Genomic DNA, 18,976 nt, shown 5'->3' on the forward strand with positions numbered 1-18,976 from the left:
GTCACCGCGCGTCACCCTCTTCACGGGCCAGCAGCGCCTCGGCGATCAGGGCCTGCCGCACCGACGGCAGGTTCGCCCGGTTCCAGTGGAAGATGACCAGGTACGACGCCACCGCGCGCGGTCCCATGGCGGCCAATCCGCTCTCGAAGTAGTCGCGGAACCAGCGCTCGCCCTCCTGCCGGACGACCTGCCGGTGGTCCTCGGCGAGGTCCGCCGCCTCGGGGGACAGCTTGGCGGCCAGCGCGTCGGGCGACGGCCAGACCTTTCGCAGCGCCGCGGCCAGCCGCGCGAACCGCGGATCCGCGACGGCGGTCGCGGCGAGGGGGCGGTGCCGTCGTACCCGCTCCCAGACCCCGAGATCCTCCCAGCCCACGATCTGCAGCGCGCCGAACAGCGACCGGAGCAGCAGCAGCGACATCGCCCACGAGGGGCCGGGGCCGTGACCGGCCAGGCGGAGCCGGTGGTAGTCGAGCCAGGCCAGCGAGTCGGCGGTGAAGACCCGATGGACGCTGCGCATCGACTCCGGCCCGCCGAACAGGTACGTCTCCGGCTCGTACACGCCGGGACGCCAGTCGCCGAGCACGCCGTCCCTCCGCCAGGCGGTCAGCCGGTCGCGCACCAGCGGGTCGAGCTCGGGCGACGCCGGCCGGAACCGGATGCGCAGGCCGGGGGGCTTGTGCATGAAGAAGAAGTCGCGGGCCAGCCCGTCGCGGACGGCCTGCCGGGCGGTCCCGGCCAGCTCCGCGTAGAGGTCGCCGGACCGCTCCGGAATCGGTGTGAGACCGAACTGGAGCCAGCGCTCCGCCGTGTCCTCCAGGACCGTCCCCGGCAGGACCTCGGACTCCGCCGACCGCTTCATTCGCCCACCTCCTCGGTGCCGTCTCTACGATCGTCAGGGAGGGGCTTCAGAGTCGGTTCATAGTCGGCTCATACGAGCGCGCCGATCGTGCGCAGGGCTCTGACGTCGCGTTTCACCTCGGCGTCCGCCCTTGCGAGGCCGGCCACCCGTTCGACGAGCCCGCGGTCCCGGCAGCGGACCGCCAGCCGCAGCGACACGAGCAGGGGCGTGATCCGGGCGCCCGCGCCGCGCACCCCGTCGAGGCGGGCGCCGGCGCGGGCCACGTGCTCGGCCGCGGCGTCCGGGCGGCCCTCGCGGAGCGCGGCGGCCGCGGCGGCCTGCTCGATCAGAACCTCGATGTCCCAGCTGCCGGCGCTCTGCGCGACAGGCGGGCCCGCGTCGGGCGGGTCGTACCCGCCGAACGTCGCGTGCCAGAGCCTGGCCGACTGCGCGCCCGCGCTGAACCCGATCGCGTCGAACCGCCGGATGGCGCGCTCCAGGGCCTGCCCGGCGCCGTCGTGGTCGCCGTGCCGTTCCGCGAGGGTCGCGCGGAACATGTCGAGCCCGGCCAGGCCGGGCTGGTGCCCGATTCCGGCCAGGATGGACCGGCCCTCGTCGAGCAGGTTCGTGGCGGCGGCCGAGTCGCACGTCATGTCCGCGAGCAGGGCCGCCGGGCAGCCGACGGCCGCGCGTACCGTGTGGGCGTCCTTGAGCTCGGCGTGCAGCTGCGCGCAGATCGCCGTGGCCGCCGGTGCGGGGGTGTCGCCGTAGGCGAGGCAGAGCGCCAGGTTCCCGTGGATCTCGGTGGCGCCGAAGCACCAGCGCGCCCGCCGCGCGTGGCCGAACGCCTCGTGCAGCACGCCTTCGGCCGTCACGTAGTCGCCGTCCTCCATGTGCCCGATGCCTTCGAGCAGCAGCACCCTGGCGTACGCCGCCGGGTCGTCGGCCCGGTACGCCAGCTCGCGCGCCTGGCCGATCAGGGACCGGTGCCATCGCCCGGTCATCGTGGAGCGGGCCACCGCCTCGTTGAGGGTGAGTTGCACCGCGGCCGCCAAATTGTCGTCGGTGTCCCAGCGCTTCCTGGCCTCCGCGATCCGGGCCAGGGTCTCGTCCGCCCGCCCGGCGGCGGCCGTGGCGTACGTCTCGACGGCCGCGATCTCCAGTTCGAGGCCGGGCAGGCCGGAGTCGAGCCGGGAGACCTGGCTCGCGGTCTGCAGCGCCATCGACAGGTCGCCGCGCGAGACCGCGAACTGGGCGGCGGAGCACAGAGCACGCGCCGCGCGGGCGGCGGCGTGCCGCTCCTCCGGCCCGCCCGGGCGCAGTTCGAGCCAGGCGGCGTGCGCGCGCCCAGCGTGCAGGGCGCACAGCTCGATCTCCGACGGATGGCGATCGACGCGGGCCTCGGCCAGGTCCGCGACCTGGGCGTGCACGTGGGCGCGGTCGGCGAGCGGCAGCCTGCCGTACGCGACCTCGGCGACGACCGGCGACTCGACCTCCAGCTCGCCGGCCGGGCTCGCCCGGGTGACCAGCAGCCCGTCGCCGAGCAGCTGGGCGAGCGTCTCGTCGAAGGTCTGGTCGAGCGGCGGGTCCAGGGCCGCGGCGACCTGCTCCAGGTCCCCGGCGACGCAGCCGCCGCCGAGCGCGCCGGCGATGGCGAGCAGCCGCTGGGCGTCCACGCCCAGCTGGTCGAGGCGGGCGCCCACCGCCGCCTCCGCGCTCGGCGCGATGAGATCGGTCCGGCCCTCGGCGTCCAGCTGCAGGTGGACGAGCTGTTCGAGGTAGAGCGGGTTGCCGGCGCTGCGCCGGGCGAGGTCGTCGCTCAGCGGGAGCGGCCCGAGCCGGGCGGCGACGGTCTCCGCCAGCTCCTGGGCGTCCGCCGGGCCGAGGGGCGGGACGCGCAGCGTGGTCACCGGCCCCCGGGTCAGCGGCGGCTCGTCCACCCGGCCGCTGAGCATCAGCACGGCCCGGACGTCCAGGTCCGGATCGTCCAGGCCCTCCGCGAACTCCCGCACCGCCGGGGACATCCACTGGCAGTCGTCGAGGACGAGGACGACCGGACGCCGCTCCGCCGCCTCCCGCAGCAGCTCCCGCAGCGTCCAGAAGATCTCCTCCTTGCCCTGGGGCCCCTGCCCCCTGGGCACGTCTCCCCCCAGGGCCTCGGCCAGCTGGTAGAGGGGCCAGTAGCCCAGCCGCCGGCCGTCGCGCCGGCAGCGCAGGGTCAGGAACCGCGCGTCCGGCGCCATCCGGCGCGCCGCCTCGGCCACCAGCCGGGACTTCCCGACGCCCGGCTCGCCGGACAGCACGACGGCGGGGACGCCCGGCCGGCGCAGACCGTCCCGCAGCGCGGCGACGAGCTCGTCCAGCTCGGAACGGCGATCCACCATCGGCGTGCGCGCCTCGCCGGCGTGTCCTTCCGGGGTGTCGGCGATCTGCCAGGCCCGCAGCGGCCGGCTGAAGCCCTTGGCCGCGATCGGCTCGATGGGCCGGGTGGGTACGGCTCCCCGTACGAGCAGCCAGGTCCGCACGTCCATGACGATGCCGTCGGCCGGTGCGGCGGCCTGGAGCCGGGCGGCGCGGTTCATGACCTCGCCGATCGCGAACGAGGAGTCCCGCTCGGAGAGCGCGACCTGTCCCGAGGCGATCCCGAAGCGGACCGAGAAGTCCACCCCTCGCGTACGGCGCAGGTCGGCGGCCTGGCGCGCGATCCTCTCCAGGGAGACCCGGGCACACTCCACCGCGCGGACCGCGTCGTCCTCGTGGGTGGCCTCCACCCCGAAGACCGCGACCACGGCGTCCCCGATGAACTTCTCCACCCGGCCGCCCTGCTCGGTCGCCGCCCGGCTCACGTCGGCGAAGTACGTGGCCAGCGTGCCCTGCCAGACCTCGGGGCTGAGGCCGCGCGCGAGCTCCGTCGAGCCGGCCACGTCGCCGAAGAGCACGGTCACGAACCGCAGGGTGGTGCGGGCGGCGGACGCGGGGGACAGGGCACTGCCGCACGACATGCAGAAGCGGGCGGCGGCGGGGTTCTCACCGCCGCACTGGGGGCAGGGTCGCATCACCGGTCACCAGCACCAGCCGCCGCTCGCGTACGCATGCGCTTCGACGTCCGCGGCGTCCTCCATGCGCGCCTTGATGGAGGCGAGCACCTGGAGTTCCTCGTCGCTGAGCGACTGCAGCACCGCGATCTGCTCGCCTGACGCGGTCGTCAGGTCGAAGCCGGCGGCTTCCAATTGGTCGATGGTCGCCATGACCTCTCCTTTCCTGCGGCGTTCGCGCGCAGTTGGACGGCGTCGACGAGCTGCGCCAGGCCGTATGCCGTGTTGAGTGCGCTCAGGCCGATCAGCGACTCCGCCTCGGGGGTGAGCGGGAGCCCGTCGATCGCGCGCCACAGCTCCTCGCGGTGCGTGCCGTCCAGGACGGCATGGGTCACCAGCGTGCGGAACGCGTCCAGCGGCAGGCCCGTGCGCAGGGAGAGCAGGGGCGCCAGATCGGGTGGGGGAGGGTAGCCCTCCAGGACGGCGACGTGCCCGAGCAGCGCCACCGGGTGGGCGTGCCTGATCCAGTAGTACTGGCTGCCGACCACCGCGGCGACGCAGGGCGGCGGCGGGTCCGTGAACAGGGTCTCGGCGTCGCCTCCCGCGCGGGCGTAGTCGTTCACCACGTCCTGGTCATGGCCGTACTCCTCGTGCACGTGCCGGGCCAGATAGACGGCGACGCCCCGCGCGATCTCGTCGTCCCGGGCCAGGCACGCCGTGGTGGCGTCGAGGATGAGCGGTACGGTCGCGCGCAGCATGCCGTGCAGGGCCCTGAGCCATTCCAGATAGAGCTCGCGCGGTGCGGGATGCCGCCACATCCGCTCCGTCCTGGCCAGCAGCGCGGGCATGACGAGGTCGATCTTGGCCATCAGGCGCAGGCTGCTGGTCATGTCCCGCCTCCCCGGCCCATGAGGGCGGTCAGCAACCGGGTCCCGTCGTCCCCGGCGGTCTCGTGCAGGCGCCAGCACAGGCCGCAGACGTCCGGGTAGCGGGCGCGGGCGAGCGCGGCGAACGGCGGCAGCCGTACCAGGTCGTCCGGCCGGACCGAACCGACGGCGCGCAGCAGCGGGTCGTCGCGGAACGCGGCCAGCGCGGCGCGCACCTCGGCCGCGCCGGTCGCCCGCCGCCGCAGCTCCCGGGGGCCGCCGCCCGTGATGACGCTCTCGTTGCAGCAGCCCGTGATCACGCCGTCGTAGCGGACGGTCGGCGACGCGGTCAGCGGGCACGCGCCCAGCTCGGCGACGCCGTAGCGGCGTCCGATCGCGAAGACGCCGCTCCCTCGGCCCGCCCGCAGCGGGGTGATCAGCGTGATCTCCGCGCGCCGGGACCAGTCGTCCCCCAGCGTGTCGCGGAGGACCCCCTCGGCGAACGGCACCGCGCCGGGCTCGTCGAGGAGCTGGAGGACGATGTGGCAGCCGGCCCGCGCCGCGTGCGCGACGGCGCGGGCGAACCGTCGCCGGTCGACGGTGGCCTGGTGGAAGCTGTCCGTGCTGAGGATCACGGTCGAGGACCGTTCCAGCACCCGCGTGATCCACCGCGGGCATCGGGGCCCCGACGCCCAGTGGCCGCTGGAGAAGAGCACGACGTCCTTGCCCGCGTCCGCGAACGCGTCCACGGCGAGGATCAGCCCGCGACGCTCGGCGAACGGCTCGCCGCCGGAGATCGCGACGGCCTCGATGCCGGGTTCGGCGCAGATCCCCGCCAGGACGTCCGCGAAGAGGCGGTGGTCGGTGATGCGCGGGCCGGCCGGGAGCGCGGCGACGGAACAGTGCGCGCACCCGACCGGGCACCGATCGGTGAGGTAGAGCAGCACGGTGCGGCCACGCGTACGTCGCAGCCGCTCGATGTCCGCTAGCCTCAACCGGCGCATCACCGCTCCCGACCCTCCCAGCCGAGCGTCACCAGCTCGCTGTAGCGCGCGATGCCGTGGCGGCGGGCGAAGCCGTACGGGCCGTGCCGCTCCACGAGACCGCGTACGGCGCTCTCCATCGCCGGACCGGCAGGCGAGTCCAGATACCCGGCGACCCGTTCGCCCAGCCCGCGGTCCCGATGCAGGGTGACGCAGACGTCGCAGTAGCCGGGGGCGGCGGCGCCCGATCCGAACCGCGCCTTCGCGTAACGCGGCCCGAACATCCGCACGGCCCGCGCCAGCGGCCGGTCCAGGTGGCGCCGGCGCAGCACCGGCCAGGGATCCTCATCGGCGTGCCCGAGCACCAGGTGCGGCGGGCGGGCGGCGGCGGCGGCGAGGTCGTCGTTGCAGCAGGTGAGGACCGTCCCGTCGTAGGTGACCAGCGGCCAGGCCGCCATCTCGCACGGCGCGGGCGCGGCGGGCAGGGTTTTCGGGCCGGCGCGCGGGCCGTCCAGGGTCTTCGCGCGCCCGACCGGCCGGAGCGGCACCACGAGCATGGGCACCTGGTCGGCGAACTCCTCCCGCACCTCGCGCACCAGGTCCGCGACGTAGGGGTCCGCGCCGCCGTCCCCGGTGATCTGCACGCTCACCTGCGGCCCCCAGGAACGGATCTCGTGCAGCGCCCGGAAGGCCGCGCGCCTGCTCACCTCCCGCTCGTGGAAGCGGTCGAGGCTGACCGCGAAGTGATCGACCGCCGAGATGGCCGCCCGCAGGGCGGGCGGCACCGCGTGCCCGTCCCGGGCGAAGTACAGCCCGGACAGCAGGTACGACCTCGTCCCCGAGAGCCGCGCCGAGTCGGAGAGGTCGCGCACCAGCCGCGGCCGCAGGAGCGCCTCACCCCCCGACATGGCGATGAACTCCGGATGCTCCTGCCTGGTGAAGGACGCGACCAGCCGCCGGAAGGGCCGTTCCGCGTGCTCCGCGCCGTCCATGGCGGACTCCGTCGAGCAGTGCGCGCACGACAGCGGGCAGCGGCGGGTGAGGGCGAGGAAGACGCCCGCGGCGGGCACGGCGCGCAGCACCGCCATCTCGGCCAGATGCATCAGGTCGCTCCGTGGCCCGTGGTGGCGGTGACGAACTTGCTCAGCGCGTTGAGCAGCTCGTCCACCGCGGTGTCGGAGGCCTCCGTACGGCTGAGCGCGATCTCCAGCCGGCTCCAGGGCGTCAGGCCCTCCCTGGCGCTCCGGGTCAGCGAGCGGGCGGCGGCCATGAGCGTGAGCGTGATCGCCGTCTGGGCGGCCAGCTCGGTGAACAGGTCGATGGCCGCCATCTCCCCGAACCGCTGCAGCGCCGGGTCGAGCACCTCCATCACGCCGATCGTGCGGTCCTCCAGCTCCAGCGGGGCCGCCATCAGGACCTTCGGCACGTACCCGGTGCTCTGCGCGAACTCCCGGTCGAAGCGCGGATCCTCCTGGACGTCGCTGAGCAGCACGGTCTCGCCGGTCTGGAACACCCACCCGGCGACGCCGCGCCCGGTCGGGATGGCCACCCCGAGCAGCCGGTCCTCGCCCTCCCCGGACGACGCCTCGAACACCAGCCGGTCGCGCTCCTCGTCGTACAGGAACACCGACGCGGCCGACGCCGAGAACGTCAGCCGGGCGAGCCGTACGGCCGACCTCAGCAACTCGTCGTGCTCGGTGGGACGCAACAGCCTCCCCAGCGAGGAGGTCAGGGAATCAGGGATGCCCACGCCCATGGTGGCCTCCTCAGGTCCGGTTGTTCGCGACGGCCGCCAGCACGTGCTTGAGCTGGCCGGTGGCAAGGCCCGGGTGCCGCTGCAGGATGCGCGCGCACAACCCGGTGACGTGCGGTGTGGCGAAGCTGTTGCCGGTCAGGCGCGAGGTCCCGCCGCCGGGCAGCGGCACCTCCACCCCGATCCCGCGCGCGAAGAACTCGGCCGGGGGATCCGGGTTGCACTCGATGTGCTCGGCGAGCGCCAAGGTGTGCGAACCCACCGAGATCACGCTCGGGAAGTGCCACGGATAGCTGCGCACCGGCCGGTTGTGGGCGGAGGCCACGATGGTGACCCCGGCGAAGAACGCCCTGTCCACGAGATCGTGCAGGGCCTCCTTGTGCTCGGCGCGCCGTGTCGACAGGCTCAGGTTGACCAGGGAGAAGCGCTGCTCGATGGCCCACTCCAGCGCCGCCAGCAGCACCTCGCCGCGGCCCTGCAGCCCGCTGCCGAGCACGCGCACGCTGGTCAGCTCGCAGTCCGGGGCCATGGTCCGGATGACGCCCGCGCAGGCCGTCCCGTGGCCCGCCTGGTCGCCGACCTCGTCGGGCACGACGTCCAAGCTGTCACCCGTCACCGCGAGCGGGGTGATGGGCCTGGTGAAGACCGGGTGGGGCGCGTCGACCCCGCTGTCGATCAGGCAGACCCGCACGCCGGAGCCGGTGGCCGACCCCCAGGCCCACTCACGGGTGATCGCGCAGGGCAGCGCCAGCCGGGCCGAGTCCATGACCGCGCCGCGCGAGGCGTGCGCCAGCCGAAAGGTCCGCGGCGGCGGCGCCTCCGCGACAGCCGGAAAATCAGCCATTGCCCACCCTCAGCGTCATTGTTCTGGCTCCGAGTAAATAGTGGGAGAGGGCGTTCATAGTTACTTCAGAGTCCGATCAAAGCGCCGTCGGAGACTGATTTCGAGGTCTTGAGAAACCCCAACGCCTGACAGACCATGAGAGCGAAATCCAAACCGGAGTGTGACTCATGTTGGAGTTCCGCTTGCTCGGCGCCGTCGAAGCCTACTCGGACGGGCAGCGCGTCGTACTGGGCCCACGCAAACAGCGGCTGACATTCGCGGTTCTGGCTCTGGAGGTCAACCATCCCGTCACGGTGGAGCGGCTGGTCGAGCTGAACTGGCCGGGGTCCCGCCCGCGTACGGCACAGCACGCGATCCGGGTGTCGGTCTCCCAGCTGCGCTCGATCCTGGCCCGCGCCGACCCCGCCCAGGCCGAGGCCACGCTGACGGCGCAGGGCGCGGGCTACGTCCTGCGCACCGACCCGGAGCGGATCGACGCCCATCGCTTCCGCGGCCTGGTGCAGCGGGCCCGGGCGGAACCCGACGACGAGCGCCGGGTGGCGCTGCTCGACCAGGCCCTCAGCCTGTGGCGCGGTCCCGTGCTGGCCGGGGCGGCGCCGCCGGAGACCCAGGAGCGCCTGGGCAGCGGCCTGGAGGAGTCGCGGCTGGTGGCGCTGGAGGACAAGATCGACGCCGGGTTACGGCTCGGCCGCCACCGCCAGCTGCTGGACGAGCTGACCGAGCTGACCCGATTCCATCCGTTCCGCGAACGGCTGACCTGCCAGTTGATGATCGCCCTGTACCGCAGCGGGCAGACGCACACGGCCCTGGAGCAGGCCAGGAGAGCCCGCCGCCGCCTGGCCGACGAGCTCGGCATCGACCCCAGCCTCGAACTCCAGCGGCTCGAGGTGGCCATCCTGCGCAACGACCCGGTGCTGCTGCCGCAGCCCGATCGCGTCCTGGCGGCCGGACCCGCGCCGCCCGCGGTGCCGGCGCAGCTGCCGCGCTCCGTCTCCGACTTCACCGGCCGGGCCGGGCAGCTCAGGTGGCTGGACGAGCACGTTCAGGACCACACGAGCACGCCGGTCACGATCGCGATCACCGGCGCCGCCGGGGTCGGCAAGACCGCCCTGGCCCTGTACTGGGCGCACCGGATCCGCGATCGGTTCCCCGACGGCCAGCTGTACGTCGACCTGCGCGGCTTCGCCACCGGCCCGCCGATGCGGCCCGAGCAGGCGCTGGCCCGCCTGCTGCGCTCCCTCGGGATCGCCCCCGAGCAGGTGCCCGCGGACGCGGACGAGGCGGCCGCCCTGTACCGGACCCTCCTGGCCAGCAAACGCGTCCTCGTCCTGCTCGACAACGCGGCGACGCCGGAGCAGGTCCGCCCGCTGCTCCCCGGCGCAACCGACTGCCTGGCCCTGGTGACCAGCCGGGACCGGCTGAGCGGGCTCGTCGCCCTCGACGGAGCCCGGCCGCTCCCGCTGGCCGTCCTGGACCCGGTCGAGGCGCGGACCCTGCTGGCCCGGATCCTCGGGGCCGACCGTGTACGGCAGGAGGCGGACGCCGCCGCCAGGCTGGCGCTGCTGTGCGACTACCTGCCGCTCGCGCTGCGGATCGCCGCGATCAACCTGTCCCGGCAGCCGACGCGCGCCATCATCGACGGCGTCACGGAGCTCGCGGGAAGCGATCGCCTGAACGCCCTGCAGGTCGACGGGGACGGCCGGGCCGCCGTGCGGGCCGCGTTCGACCTGTCGTACGCCGCCCTCGACGAGCCGGACCAGCGCCTCTTCCGGCTGCTGGGCCTGAGCCCCTGCCCCGACCTCACCCCGCAGGCCGCCGCGGCACTGGCCGCCGCCCCGGTCGACCAGGTGCGGCGGGCCCTGGACCGCCTGGAGCGCACGCACCTGATCCTGCAGACCACTCCCGGCCGGTACGGGTTCCACGACCTGATCAGGCTCTACGCCCGGGACAACGCGAACGGGGCCGAGCGGACGAGCGCGCTCGCGCGCCTGTTCGACTTCTATCTCAGGGTCGCCGACGAGGCCAAACGCCTGCTCTACCCGCAGGCCCTGCAGCTGGCGGGGCCGCCGCGCCGGCAGTCCCCGCTGACGTTCGAGGGGCCCGCGAGCGCGCTGGCGTGGCTCGACGCGGAGCGCTCCGGCCTCATCGCGGCCATCACGTACGCCGCCGCGCACGGCCCCCGGGAGGTGGCCTGGCGGCTGGCCGACACGCTGCGCGGCTACCTGTCGCTGCGGCGCGACCCGAACGACTGGCAGGCCGTCGCCGAGGCCGCGCGCTCGGCCGCCGGCCTCGACGGGGACCTCACCGCCCAGGCCGCCACCGAGCTCAGCATGGCGCAGGTCTACCAGAGCCGGGGCATGCATCCGCAGTCGCTGAGCCACTACGCGCAGGCGTTGAAACTCGCCCAGCGCTCCGGGTGGCGCGAGTGCGAGTGCGCGGTGCTCAACAACCTCGGTAACGTGCACTGGAAGCTGGGCTCGCTGCAGGGGGCCGCCGACCACTACAGCCAGGCCATCGCCCTCTCCCGGCAGACGGGCCAGCGCACCATCCACGCCACCAGCCTGGCCAACCTCAGCATGGTCTACCGGAGCCAGGGGCAACTGGCGCGGGCGGCCGAACTCCAGCACGAGGCCCTGGCGCGTTACCAGCAGGCCGCCTACCGCAACGGCGAGGCGATCGCGCTGGAGAACATGGGCGAGATCTACCACGATCTCGGCGAACTCGACCGCGCGCTGGACTACCTCGACCGCGCCCTGCCCATCTTCCGCCAGTCGGGCAACCGCTACGGCGAGGTCCTCGTCCTGAACACGCTGGCCGCGGTCCACCGTGACGCCGGCCGGTACGACAGCGCCCTCGAACTCGCCGACCGCGCGGTGGAGCTGTCCGTCGCGATCGGCGACCGCCGGGCCGAGGCCGACACGCTCAACACCCGGGCCACCGTACGCACTTATCTCGGGCGCCCGGAGCAGGCAGCCGAGGAGCACGGCAGAGCGCTGGCCATCGCCCGCGAGGTCGGCAACTGGCAGCCCCGGCTGGAGTCCCTCATCGGGCTGGCCGGCGCCCATTGCGATCTGGGGAACCTGGAACAGGCGTCCGCCCACGGCCACGAGGCGCTCATCGACGCGCGCCGCCGGGGGTTCCGCCAGCTCGAGGACCAGGCGCTCACCGCTTTGGCGGCCATCCAGATCCGCGTCGGCGACCGGGAAATCAGCGCGGCATTGTCCGTCGATTCAGAATGAATAATCGGCCATATTTCGGTAGGCCGGCTTATTGCCTGACAGGGCTTTGGCATTTACCTTGGAAATATGAGGAAAGCAGCGCTTACCACGTTCGGTGTACACGACGACACCAACAATTCTCACGACTTCGTCGAACTGCCTCGACGCTGAATTCCAACCGCAGGTAAATCTGACGTTAAATTTTCCGCCCGTTGTACGCCTGCGACAAAATTCGCCACGGCGATATCGCTCGCGGCGGGTCGGCACGCGACTCGCGCGGGTTCCGCCGCCGCCCGGCGGTGCCGCTGATCAGCGTCTCGACGGTCACGGGCACGAACCGCCCGCCGTCCCGCTTGATCCGTCCGTCCTCCCCGTGGCCCCGCGACCGCGTCCGGCGCGAGCCGGGGCGAGGGCGGGACGCGGCGGCCGGGCCGACGGCGGCACCGTCCGGAGCGTCGTCGGAAATCAGCGGCGGAAACACGGCCGCGGCACGCCGTCGTCCATTCTGCATACCGTGTCGCCCAAGGCGCGGCCCGCGGGCCCGCGTCCGGGCCGAAAGGGGTGGGCGGGAGCATAATCGGAGCCATGCGCGTGGGGATAGCCCATCATTTCGGTTGGGCCGTGGCGGTCACGGCATCGGCCGACCACCAGGTGGTGGACCGCCGGCGGATCGAGCTGATCGAGCCCGGCGTGCCGGCGGCGCCCATCCACCACGACGGCAGAAGCCTCGACGACGCCGCGGTCTCCGAACTGGTGGCCCGCGTGCGGGCGTCGGCGGCCCGGGCGGACTCCGTCATGTACCGCCAGATCCACGGCGTGGGAGTGGAAAGCACACGACTGTACGTCCTGATACGCACAGGTACGGAGAACAGGTGACGCGATGAGGCTCGCCGACGCCCACGTCCTCGTCACCGGCGCCTCCTCGGGCATCGGCGCGGCCACCGCGCGGGCGCTGGCGGGCACCGGCGCGCGGCTGACGCTGGCCGGGCGCGACCGCGAGCGGCTGGCGGCCGTCGCCTCGGCCACCGGCGGGCGCGTGCTGGTGTGCGACGTCACCACCCAGGCCGAGGAGCTGGCCGAGCGGAGCGGGCACGTCGACGTCCTGGTGAACAACGCCGGCGTGGGGTGGGCGGGGCCGTTCGTACGGATGCCGGCCGGCAGCGTCGAGCAGCTGCTGGCGGTCAACCTCGCCGCGCCGATCGCGCTCACGCGGCTGCTCCTGCCGGGGATGGTGGCGGCGGGCCGCGGGCACCTCGTGTTCGTGGCCTCCATCGCCGGGGCGGTGGGCGTGGCGCAGGAGGCCGTGTACTCGGCGACGAAGGCGGGGCTGATGGCCTTCGCGGAGAGCCTGCGCCATGAGCTGCACCACGTGCCCGGCGTGGGCGTGTCCGTCCTGCTGCCCGGGGTGGTGGACACCCCCTTCTTCGTACGGCGCGGCGCCCCGTACACGCGCGGCAGGCCGGCGCCGATCGCGCCGGAGCGGGTGGCGCGGGCGATCGTGGCGGCGATCAGGGACGGGCGGCCGGAGTCGTTCGTGCCGGGCTGGCTGCGGGTGCCGGCCAGGCTGCGCGGTGCGGCCCCCGGCGCGTTCCGGGTGCTCGCGCGGCGCTTCGGGCGCATGGAGGGGTCAGCCGCTCCTGATGGCGCGCAGTGACTCCTTCAGCGACCCGATCGTGGCCAGGACGGCGGTCGGCTCGTATCCGCAGTGCGCCATGCAGTTGTCGCACCGGGGGTCGCGGCCCCGGCCGTAGGCCGTCCAGTCGGTGTCCTCGATCAGCTCGCGGTAGGTCCGCGCGTACCCGTCGGCCATGAGGTAGCACGGCCGCTGCCAGCCGAACAGCGAGTACGACGGGATGGCCCAGGCGGTGCACGGCAGCTCGATCCGGCCCTCCAGGAAGTCCAGGAACAGCGGCGAGTGGTTGAACCGCCAGCGCCTCCGCCGACCGTCGGCGAAGGCCTCGCGGAACAGCGCGCGCGTCTCCCGCACGCCCATGAACCGGTCCTGTACGGGCGCCTTCTCGTACGCGTACGCGGGGGAGATCATCATCTGGTCGACGGCGAGCTCGTCGTTGAGGTAGTCGAGCACCTCGATGACGGTCCGCGGGCTGTCCGTGGAGAAGAACGTCGTGTTGGTGGTGACCCGGAAGCCGCGCCGCCGGCACTCGCGCACGGCGGCGACCGCCTCGTCGAAGACGCCCTCCTTGCACACCGCGGCGTCGTGGCGCTCGCGCACGCCGTCGATGTGCACGGTCCAGGCGAAGTATCGCGAGGGCTCGAACTCGTCGATCTTCTTGGGGATCAGCAGCGCGTTCGTGCACAGGAACACGTACTTCTTCATGCCGACGAGCCGGCGGACCAGCTCGCCGATCTGCGGGTGCATGAGCGGCTCCCCGCCGGCGATGGACACCATGGGGGCGCCGCACTCCTCGATGGCGGCGACGGCCTGCTCCACCGGCATGCGCTGCTTCAGCACGTCCGCGGGATGCTGGATCTTGCCGCAGCCGGCGCATTTGAGGTTGCACGCGAACAGCGGCTCCAGCTCCACCAGCAGCGGGAACTTGGTCCGTCCCCGCAGCCGCTGGCGCAGGATGTAGCCGCCGACGCGCAGGCTCTGCCGGATCGGGATGGTCATGACAGCACTTCCTCGGGTAGCAGCGCCGCCCAGCGCACCAGGACGGGGCCGACGGCGGCGAGCGTGCGGCGGGCGGCCACGCCGCGGGTGAGCGTGGCCAGGCTCAGCAGCGGCGCCTCGGGCGTGTCGACGATGACCCGCACGGCGGCCAGCGGGCGTCCCGCGGCGGCGCGGGCCAGCGGGCCGGTCTCCATGTCCACGCCGTACGCGCCCTCCGCGGCCAGGCGGTGCCGCTCCGCGCCGCGGACCACGTGATCGGCGGTGACCAGCGGCCCGACCTGGGCGGGCAGGCCGGCGTCGGCCAGCTCGCCGGCGAGGAGGGGAGCGGACGGGCAGGGATGGACACGTCCCCTGAACCGGATCTCGCTCGCCACCAGGACGTCCCCGGGCCGCAGGCTCCTGCCGGCGGCGCCGCCGAAACCGACCACGGCCACCGCCTCCCGCCAGGCCAGGCCCGCGGCCGCGCGGGCCGCCCGCCGCGGGCCGACCCCGGTGACGACGACCCTGGCGAGGTGGGCCGGCAGGCCGCGCCTGACCGCGCGGGCCTCGATCCCGAGCGCGGCGCAGATCAGCAGTCCGGTCATGAGAGCTCCAGGTCGCGGCGCAGGTAGCGCCCGAGGGCGCTGATCGGGAAGACGAGCCGGTAGAGGTGGTAGTTGATGTAGAAGTCGCCGGGGAAGCCCGTGCCGGTGAAGTACGGCTCGTCCCAGGTGCCGTCCGGCCGCTGCCACTCGACCAGCCGGCGCACGCCTCTTTCCACCGCCGGGGAGCGTTCGCCGGCGGCGAGCAGGGCCAGCAGCGCCCAGGCGGTCTGCGAGGCGGTCGAGGCCCCGCGGCCGATCCAGGCCGGGTCGCGGTAGGAGCGCAGGTCCTCGCCCCAGCCGCCGTCGTCGTTCTGGTGGCGTTCCAGCCAGGTGACGGCGCGGCGTACGGAGGGATGTCCCGGACGGACCCCCGCGGCGACGAGGGCGGGCACGGCGGCCCCGGTGCCGTAGACGTGGTTCGCGCCCCAGCGGCCGAACCACGATCCGTCCTCCTCCTGCGCCTTGAGCAGCCAGATCACGGCCCTGCGCAGAACGGGGGAGCGGGGCCGCTCCTTGGCCAGGGCTTCGACGACGTGCGCGGTGACGTCGGCGGACGGCGGGTCGATCACCGCGCCGAAGTCGCAGAAGGGCAGCTTGGTGCAGAGTACGCGGTCGTTGTCGGCGTCGAACGCCGCGAAGCCGCCGTCGCCGCTCGCCATGCCGGCCATCCAGCGGACCCCGCGCTCGATCGCCGGTCGCGTGCCGGGGCGGTCCACCCGGCGCAGCGCGAGCACCACCTCCGCGGTGTCGTCGATGTCGGGATAGCCGTCGTTGTCGAACTCGAACGCCCAGCCGCCGGGCGCCAGCCCCGGCCTGCGCACCGCCCAGTCTCCCGACCTCGTGACCTCCTCGCGCAGCAGCCAGTCGGCGGCCTCGGTGACGGCCGGATGATCGGCGGGGGTGCCCGCGTCGAGCAGCGCGTTGACCGCCAGCGCCGTGTCCCACACAGGGGACTGGCACGCCTCCAACCGGCGCCCCTTCTCGTCGCGGACGGTGAACCGGTCGAGCCCTCCGATCGCCTTGCGCATCACCGGATGGTCCAGGTCGTAGCCGGAGAGGTGGAGCGCGATGATCGAGTACACCCACGGCGGCTGGATCCCGCCCCAGGAGCCGTCGGCCTCCTGGCGGGCGACCACCCAGTCCACGGCGCGCCTCAGCGCGGCCCGCCGCAGGGCCCGCGACGGGCGCCGCTCGTACCGGTGCAACGCCCGGTCCAGCGCGCCGAACACCGCCTCCCAGCCACCGCCCCCGGCACGGCGCGGCACGCGGCCGGTCCGCAGCTCGGGCAGCTCGAACGGCAGCCGGCGCACCGGCCGGTACGCGGTCACGACGGTCAGGGGCACGATCGTCTGCCTGGCCCAGCAGGCCCAGTCGTAGACGTTGAGCGGGAACCACGAGGGCAGGAAGATCATCTCGGGCGGCATGACCGGCAGGTCCCGCCACGACCACTCCCCGAACAGGGCCAGCCAGATTCGGGTGAACACCCGGCTCGCCTCGATCCCGCCCATGGCCCGTACCTGCTGCGCCGCGGCCCGCATGTGCTCCGCGTCGGGCGGATCGCCCGCGAGCCGCAGCGCGGTGTACGCCTCGACCGTGGTGGACAGCTCCGCGGGCCCCCCGTGGAAGTTGGCCCACGTGCCGTCGGCCCGCTGCTCCGAACGGATCCACCGGGCGGCCTCCGCCGTGTCCTCCTCGATGCGGATGCCGAGGAACTGCCGCAGCAGCAGGTCCTCCGCGTCCATGCTCACGTTCGTCTGCAGCTCGCCCTTCCACCAGCCCTCCGGGGACCGCAGGCCGATCAGGTGATCGCAGGCGGCCCGGAGGGCGTGCTCGGCGTCGGTGAGCAGGCTCGGGGTCGTCTCGAGGGTGGTCATGTCAGTGGTCCCTGGATGTGATGAATCGGGCGATGTGCAGGAATTCGGCGCGCACGTCCGCGGGCAGGTCCGCGGCGTCGAGGTACCGGGTCGCGGCGTCGAAGCGCCGCCCGGCCTCCAGTTCGGCCCAGGCCCGGCCGCCCGCCCGCTCGACCAGGTCGGCGGCGGCGCGCAGGTCGGCCTCCGTCAGCTCCCCCGGCCTGGCCAGCAGCTCGGCGAGGTGGCGTCCGGCCTCCGTACGGCTGGTGAGCGCGGCGACCACGGGCAGGCTCTTCTTGCGGACCCGCAGGTCGGCCAGCACCGGCTTGCCGGTCACCTCGGGTCGTCCCCAGATGCCGAGCAGGTCGTCGGTCAGCTGGAAGGCCAGCCCGGCCTCCGTGCCGAACGCGTCCAGAGCGCCGGCCAGCGAGGCGGGACCTTCCGCCGCCGTGACGCCGATCGAGCAGGCGCAGGCGAGCAGCGAGGCGGTCTTGTGCCGCGACATCAGCAGGCACTCCTCCCGCGTCACGTCGCCGCGGTCCTGGAACTCCAGATCCAGGGCCTGGCCCGCGATGAGCGAGAGCGTGGCGTGGTTGAGCGCGCGGGCGGCCGCCGCGTAGCCGGGGGTGCCCTGTTCCAGCAGCAGCTCCAGGGCCAGGGCGAACAGCGCGTTGCCGCAGAGGATCGCCTGGGAGCGGCCGAAGACCGTCCAGGCGGCCGGATGGTGCCGGCGCACCGGGTCGTCGTCCATGACGTCGTCGTGCAGCAGGGAGAACGCGTGCACCAGCTCCACCGCGGCGGCGGCGGGCAGGCACCGTTCGATGTCCGCTCCCGCGGCCCGGGCCGACAGCACCGCGAGCGTGGGCCGCAGCGCCTTGCCGCCGGCCGCGCGGGGCCGGCCGTCGCCGTCGGTCCAGCCGAAGTGGTAGCGGGCGACGCGGGCGATGCGCGGGTCGAGGCGGCCGACGGCCTCGCGCAGCACCGGCTCGACGAGCTCGCGGGCGGCCTCCGCCGGCGGCAGGGTCAGGGTCATGACACGCTCTCCTGATCTCGCACATGCTGTCTGACCAGGCGTGCGGCGTGCAGCCCGCTGCGTACGGCGCCCTCCATCGTGTCCGGCCAGCCGGTGTCGGTCCAGGCGCCGGCGAGATAGAGGCCGGGCCACCGGGTGGCGCTTCCCGGTCGGAGCGCCCCGCTGCCGGGGCCCTGGCGGAACGTCGCGCGCCGTTCCCTGGTGACGAAGAAGTCGGTCATCGTGGCCTCGCGCGCGGCCGGGAACACCGAGCGCAGCGCCGGGACGAAGGTCTCGCGCAGGTCCGCGGTCGGCCGGTCGATCCAGGTGTCCGCGACGGACACCGACACCGTCAGGTACTGCCCCTCGCCGAGCCCGGCGACGCGGGTCTTGTCGAACACCCACTGCACGGGCGAGCCGGTGACCGCGACGAACGGCCCCCGCATGACCGGCCGGTCGTAGACCGCGTGGACGTTGATGATGGGGCTCGCGTCCAGGGCGCCCCATCCGTCCCGGGCGGGCGCCGCCTGCGCGGGGACCAGCTTCGCGGCCTGCTCGTGGCGCGTCGCCACAACGACCGCCGACGCCTGGACCCGGACGCCGTCCACGACGACGGCCGGGCCCGGCTCGATGGCCGTGACCTTCGCCGACAGCCGCACCGCGCCGCCGCGCCCCGCGATGGCGGCCCTGGCGGCGGTGTCGTGCAGCTCGCCGAGCGGCACCAGGGGGATGCCCAGGTCGGCGGCGTCCGGCCGGCCGAGCATCGCGGTCTTGAACACCTTCACGGCCGGGCCGAGCGCGGCCTCCTCGACCCCCGTGTTCAGGGCCGCGACCGCGAGCAGGTCCCAGAGCGCCTGCCGTACCGGGTCCCGCTGGCCGTGCGCCGCCAGCCAGCTCCCGAAGGTCACCGTGTCGAGAGCCGGGTCGGCCGGGTCGAGCCTGCTCAGCGCGAGCGAGCCGCGCAGGGCCTGGAGCCGGTCGCCCGGCCCGAGCAGGCGGTATCGCGCGAGCGCGGGCACGAAGTGGAGCGGGCCGGGCAACGCGGCCCGGCGCAGCCGCCCCGACCGGCCCGCCGCGCCGAGCACCCGCACGTCGAACCGGCTCTGCAGGCCGACCAGCGCGGTGCCGCCGAGCCGTTCCAGGAGTCCCCGGTACGCCGTGCAGCAGCGCAGGAAGACGTGCTGGCCGTTGTCCACCGTCAGCCCGCCGCGCCGGAAGGAGTAGGTGGCGCCGCCCAGCCTCGGGCGGGCCTCGTACAGCGTCACGGGGCAGCCGGCCTCCGCGAGCGCGAGGGCGGCCGTGATGCCGGCCAGGCCGCCGCCGACCACCGCCACCGGCGCGATCGTCATCACAGGGGC

Annotated in this window: 16 protein-coding genes; 3 read left to right on the top strand and 13 right to left on the bottom strand. The window is 74.0% G+C overall.

The features are described from left to right. Position 1: 1 nt before the first annotated feature. The 8 genes from AB0L65_RS31365 to AB0L65_RS31400 all read right to left on the bottom strand — a co-directional run bounded on the left by AB0L65_RS31365 (position 2) and on the right by AB0L65_RS31400 (position 8,319). Entirely contained in the window at positions 2–859 is an 858-nt protein-coding gene (locus AB0L65_RS31365) for a thiopeptide-type bacteriocin biosynthesis protein (RefSeq protein ID WP_364252382.1), read from the bottom strand. 68 nt (positions 860–927) lie between these two features. Then, positions 928–3,894, bottom strand: a complete 2,967-nt coding sequence (locus AB0L65_RS31370; protein ID WP_364252385.1) for an AAA family ATPase — start codon at positions 3,892–3,894, stop codon at positions 928–930. A gap of 6 nt (positions 3,895–3,900) precedes the next feature. Continuing rightward, positions 3,901–4,086 (bottom strand): aroma-sacti cluster domain-containing protein, encoded by a 186-nt coding sequence (locus AB0L65_RS31375; RefSeq protein ID WP_364252388.1) that lies wholly within the window; start codon positions 4,084–4,086, stop codon positions 3,901–3,903. After that, on the bottom strand, positions 4,044–4,763 hold the full coding sequence (locus AB0L65_RS31380; RefSeq protein WP_364252391.1) for an iron-containing redox enzyme family protein: 720 nt from the start codon (positions 4,761–4,763) through the stop codon (positions 4,044–4,046). The genes AB0L65_RS31375 and AB0L65_RS31380 overlap by 43 nt, the downstream gene beginning before the upstream one ends. Further along, positions 4,760–5,743 carry a hypothetical protein gene (locus AB0L65_RS31385; protein WP_364252394.1) on the bottom strand — a complete coding sequence of 328 codons (984 nt, stop codon included), beginning with the start codon at positions 5,741–5,743 and terminating at the stop codon, positions 4,760–4,762. The genes AB0L65_RS31380 and AB0L65_RS31385 overlap by 4 nt, the downstream gene beginning before the upstream one ends. After that, positions 5,743–6,825: a hypothetical protein gene (locus AB0L65_RS31390; protein WP_364252397.1), complete on the bottom strand. Its 1,083-nt coding sequence runs from the start codon at positions 6,823–6,825 to the stop codon at positions 5,743–5,745. Before AB0L65_RS31390 ends, AB0L65_RS31385 begins: the two co-directional genes overlap by 1 nt. Beyond that, positions 6,825–7,478 (bottom strand): GAF domain-containing protein, encoded by a 654-nt coding sequence (locus AB0L65_RS31395; RefSeq protein ID WP_363982680.1) that lies wholly within the window; start codon positions 7,476–7,478, stop codon positions 6,825–6,827. The genes AB0L65_RS31390 and AB0L65_RS31395 overlap by 1 nt, the downstream gene beginning before the upstream one ends. Positions 7,479–7,488: 10 nt before the next feature. After that, a complete protein-coding gene (locus AB0L65_RS31400; protein ID WP_364252400.1) occupies positions 7,489–8,319 on the bottom strand; it encodes a S8 family serine peptidase in 831 nt (276 codons plus the stop codon). Positions 8,320–8,486: 167 nt separating this feature from the next. Here AB0L65_RS31400 and AB0L65_RS31405 point away from each other — a divergent pair, with 167 nt between their 5' ends. The 3 genes from AB0L65_RS31405 (at position 8,487) to AB0L65_RS31415 (ending at position 13,191) form a co-directional block, all read left to right on the top strand. Continuing rightward, complete coding sequence (locus AB0L65_RS31405; protein WP_364252403.1) at positions 8,487–11,558, top strand: BTAD domain-containing putative transcriptional regulator; 3,072 nt, start codon at positions 8,487–8,489, stop codon at positions 11,556–11,558. A gap of 564 nt (positions 11,559–12,122) precedes the next feature. Then, positions 12,123–12,413, top strand: a complete 291-nt coding sequence (locus AB0L65_RS31410; RefSeq protein WP_364252406.1) for a hypothetical protein — start codon at positions 12,123–12,125, stop codon at positions 12,411–12,413. Between the two features lie 4 nt (positions 12,414–12,417). Beyond that, positions 12,418–13,191, top strand: coding sequence for an SDR family NAD(P)-dependent oxidoreductase (locus AB0L65_RS31415; protein WP_364252409.1), 774 nt, complete (start codon positions 12,418–12,420; stop codon positions 13,189–13,191). On the opposite strand, the gene hpnH is transcribed toward AB0L65_RS31415, so the two are convergent. From hpnH to hpnE, 5 genes are read right to left on the bottom strand one after another with little or no spacing between them, the layout of a single operon-like run. Next, on the bottom strand, positions 13,165–14,169 hold the full coding sequence (hpnH, locus tag AB0L65_RS31420; RefSeq protein ID WP_364252412.1) for an adenosyl-hopene transferase HpnH: 1,005 nt from the start codon (positions 14,167–14,169) through the stop codon (positions 13,165–13,167). The two genes, AB0L65_RS31415 and hpnH, sit on opposite strands and share 27 nt — an antisense overlap. Continuing rightward, entirely contained in the window at positions 14,166–14,753 is a 588-nt protein-coding gene (locus AB0L65_RS31425; RefSeq protein WP_364252415.1) for a hypothetical protein, read from the bottom strand. The genes hpnH and AB0L65_RS31425 overlap by 4 nt, the downstream gene beginning before the upstream one ends. Further along, positions 14,750–16,627 (bottom strand): squalene--hopene cyclase, encoded by a 1,878-nt coding sequence (gene shc / locus AB0L65_RS31430; protein ID WP_364252417.1) that lies wholly within the window; start codon positions 16,625–16,627, stop codon positions 14,750–14,752. The genes AB0L65_RS31425 and shc overlap by 4 nt, the downstream gene beginning before the upstream one ends. Position 16,628: 1 nt before the next feature. Beyond that, positions 16,629–17,639, bottom strand: a complete 1,011-nt coding sequence (locus AB0L65_RS31435) for a polyprenyl synthetase family protein (protein WP_364252420.1) — start codon at positions 17,637–17,639, stop codon at positions 16,629–16,631. Further along, complete coding sequence (gene hpnE / locus AB0L65_RS31440; RefSeq protein ID WP_364252423.1) at positions 17,636–18,967, bottom strand: hydroxysqualene dehydroxylase HpnE; 1,332 nt, start codon at positions 18,965–18,967, stop codon at positions 17,636–17,638. The genes AB0L65_RS31435 and hpnE overlap by 4 nt, the downstream gene beginning before the upstream one ends. Between the last annotated feature and the right edge of the window lie 9 nt (positions 18,968–18,976).

Source organism: Nonomuraea sp. NPDC052116 (assembly GCF_040680035.1).
In the GTDB taxonomy this organism is placed as follows: Bacteria; Actinomycetota; Actinomycetes; order Streptosporangiales; family Streptosporangiaceae; genus Nonomuraea; species Nonomuraea angiospora_A.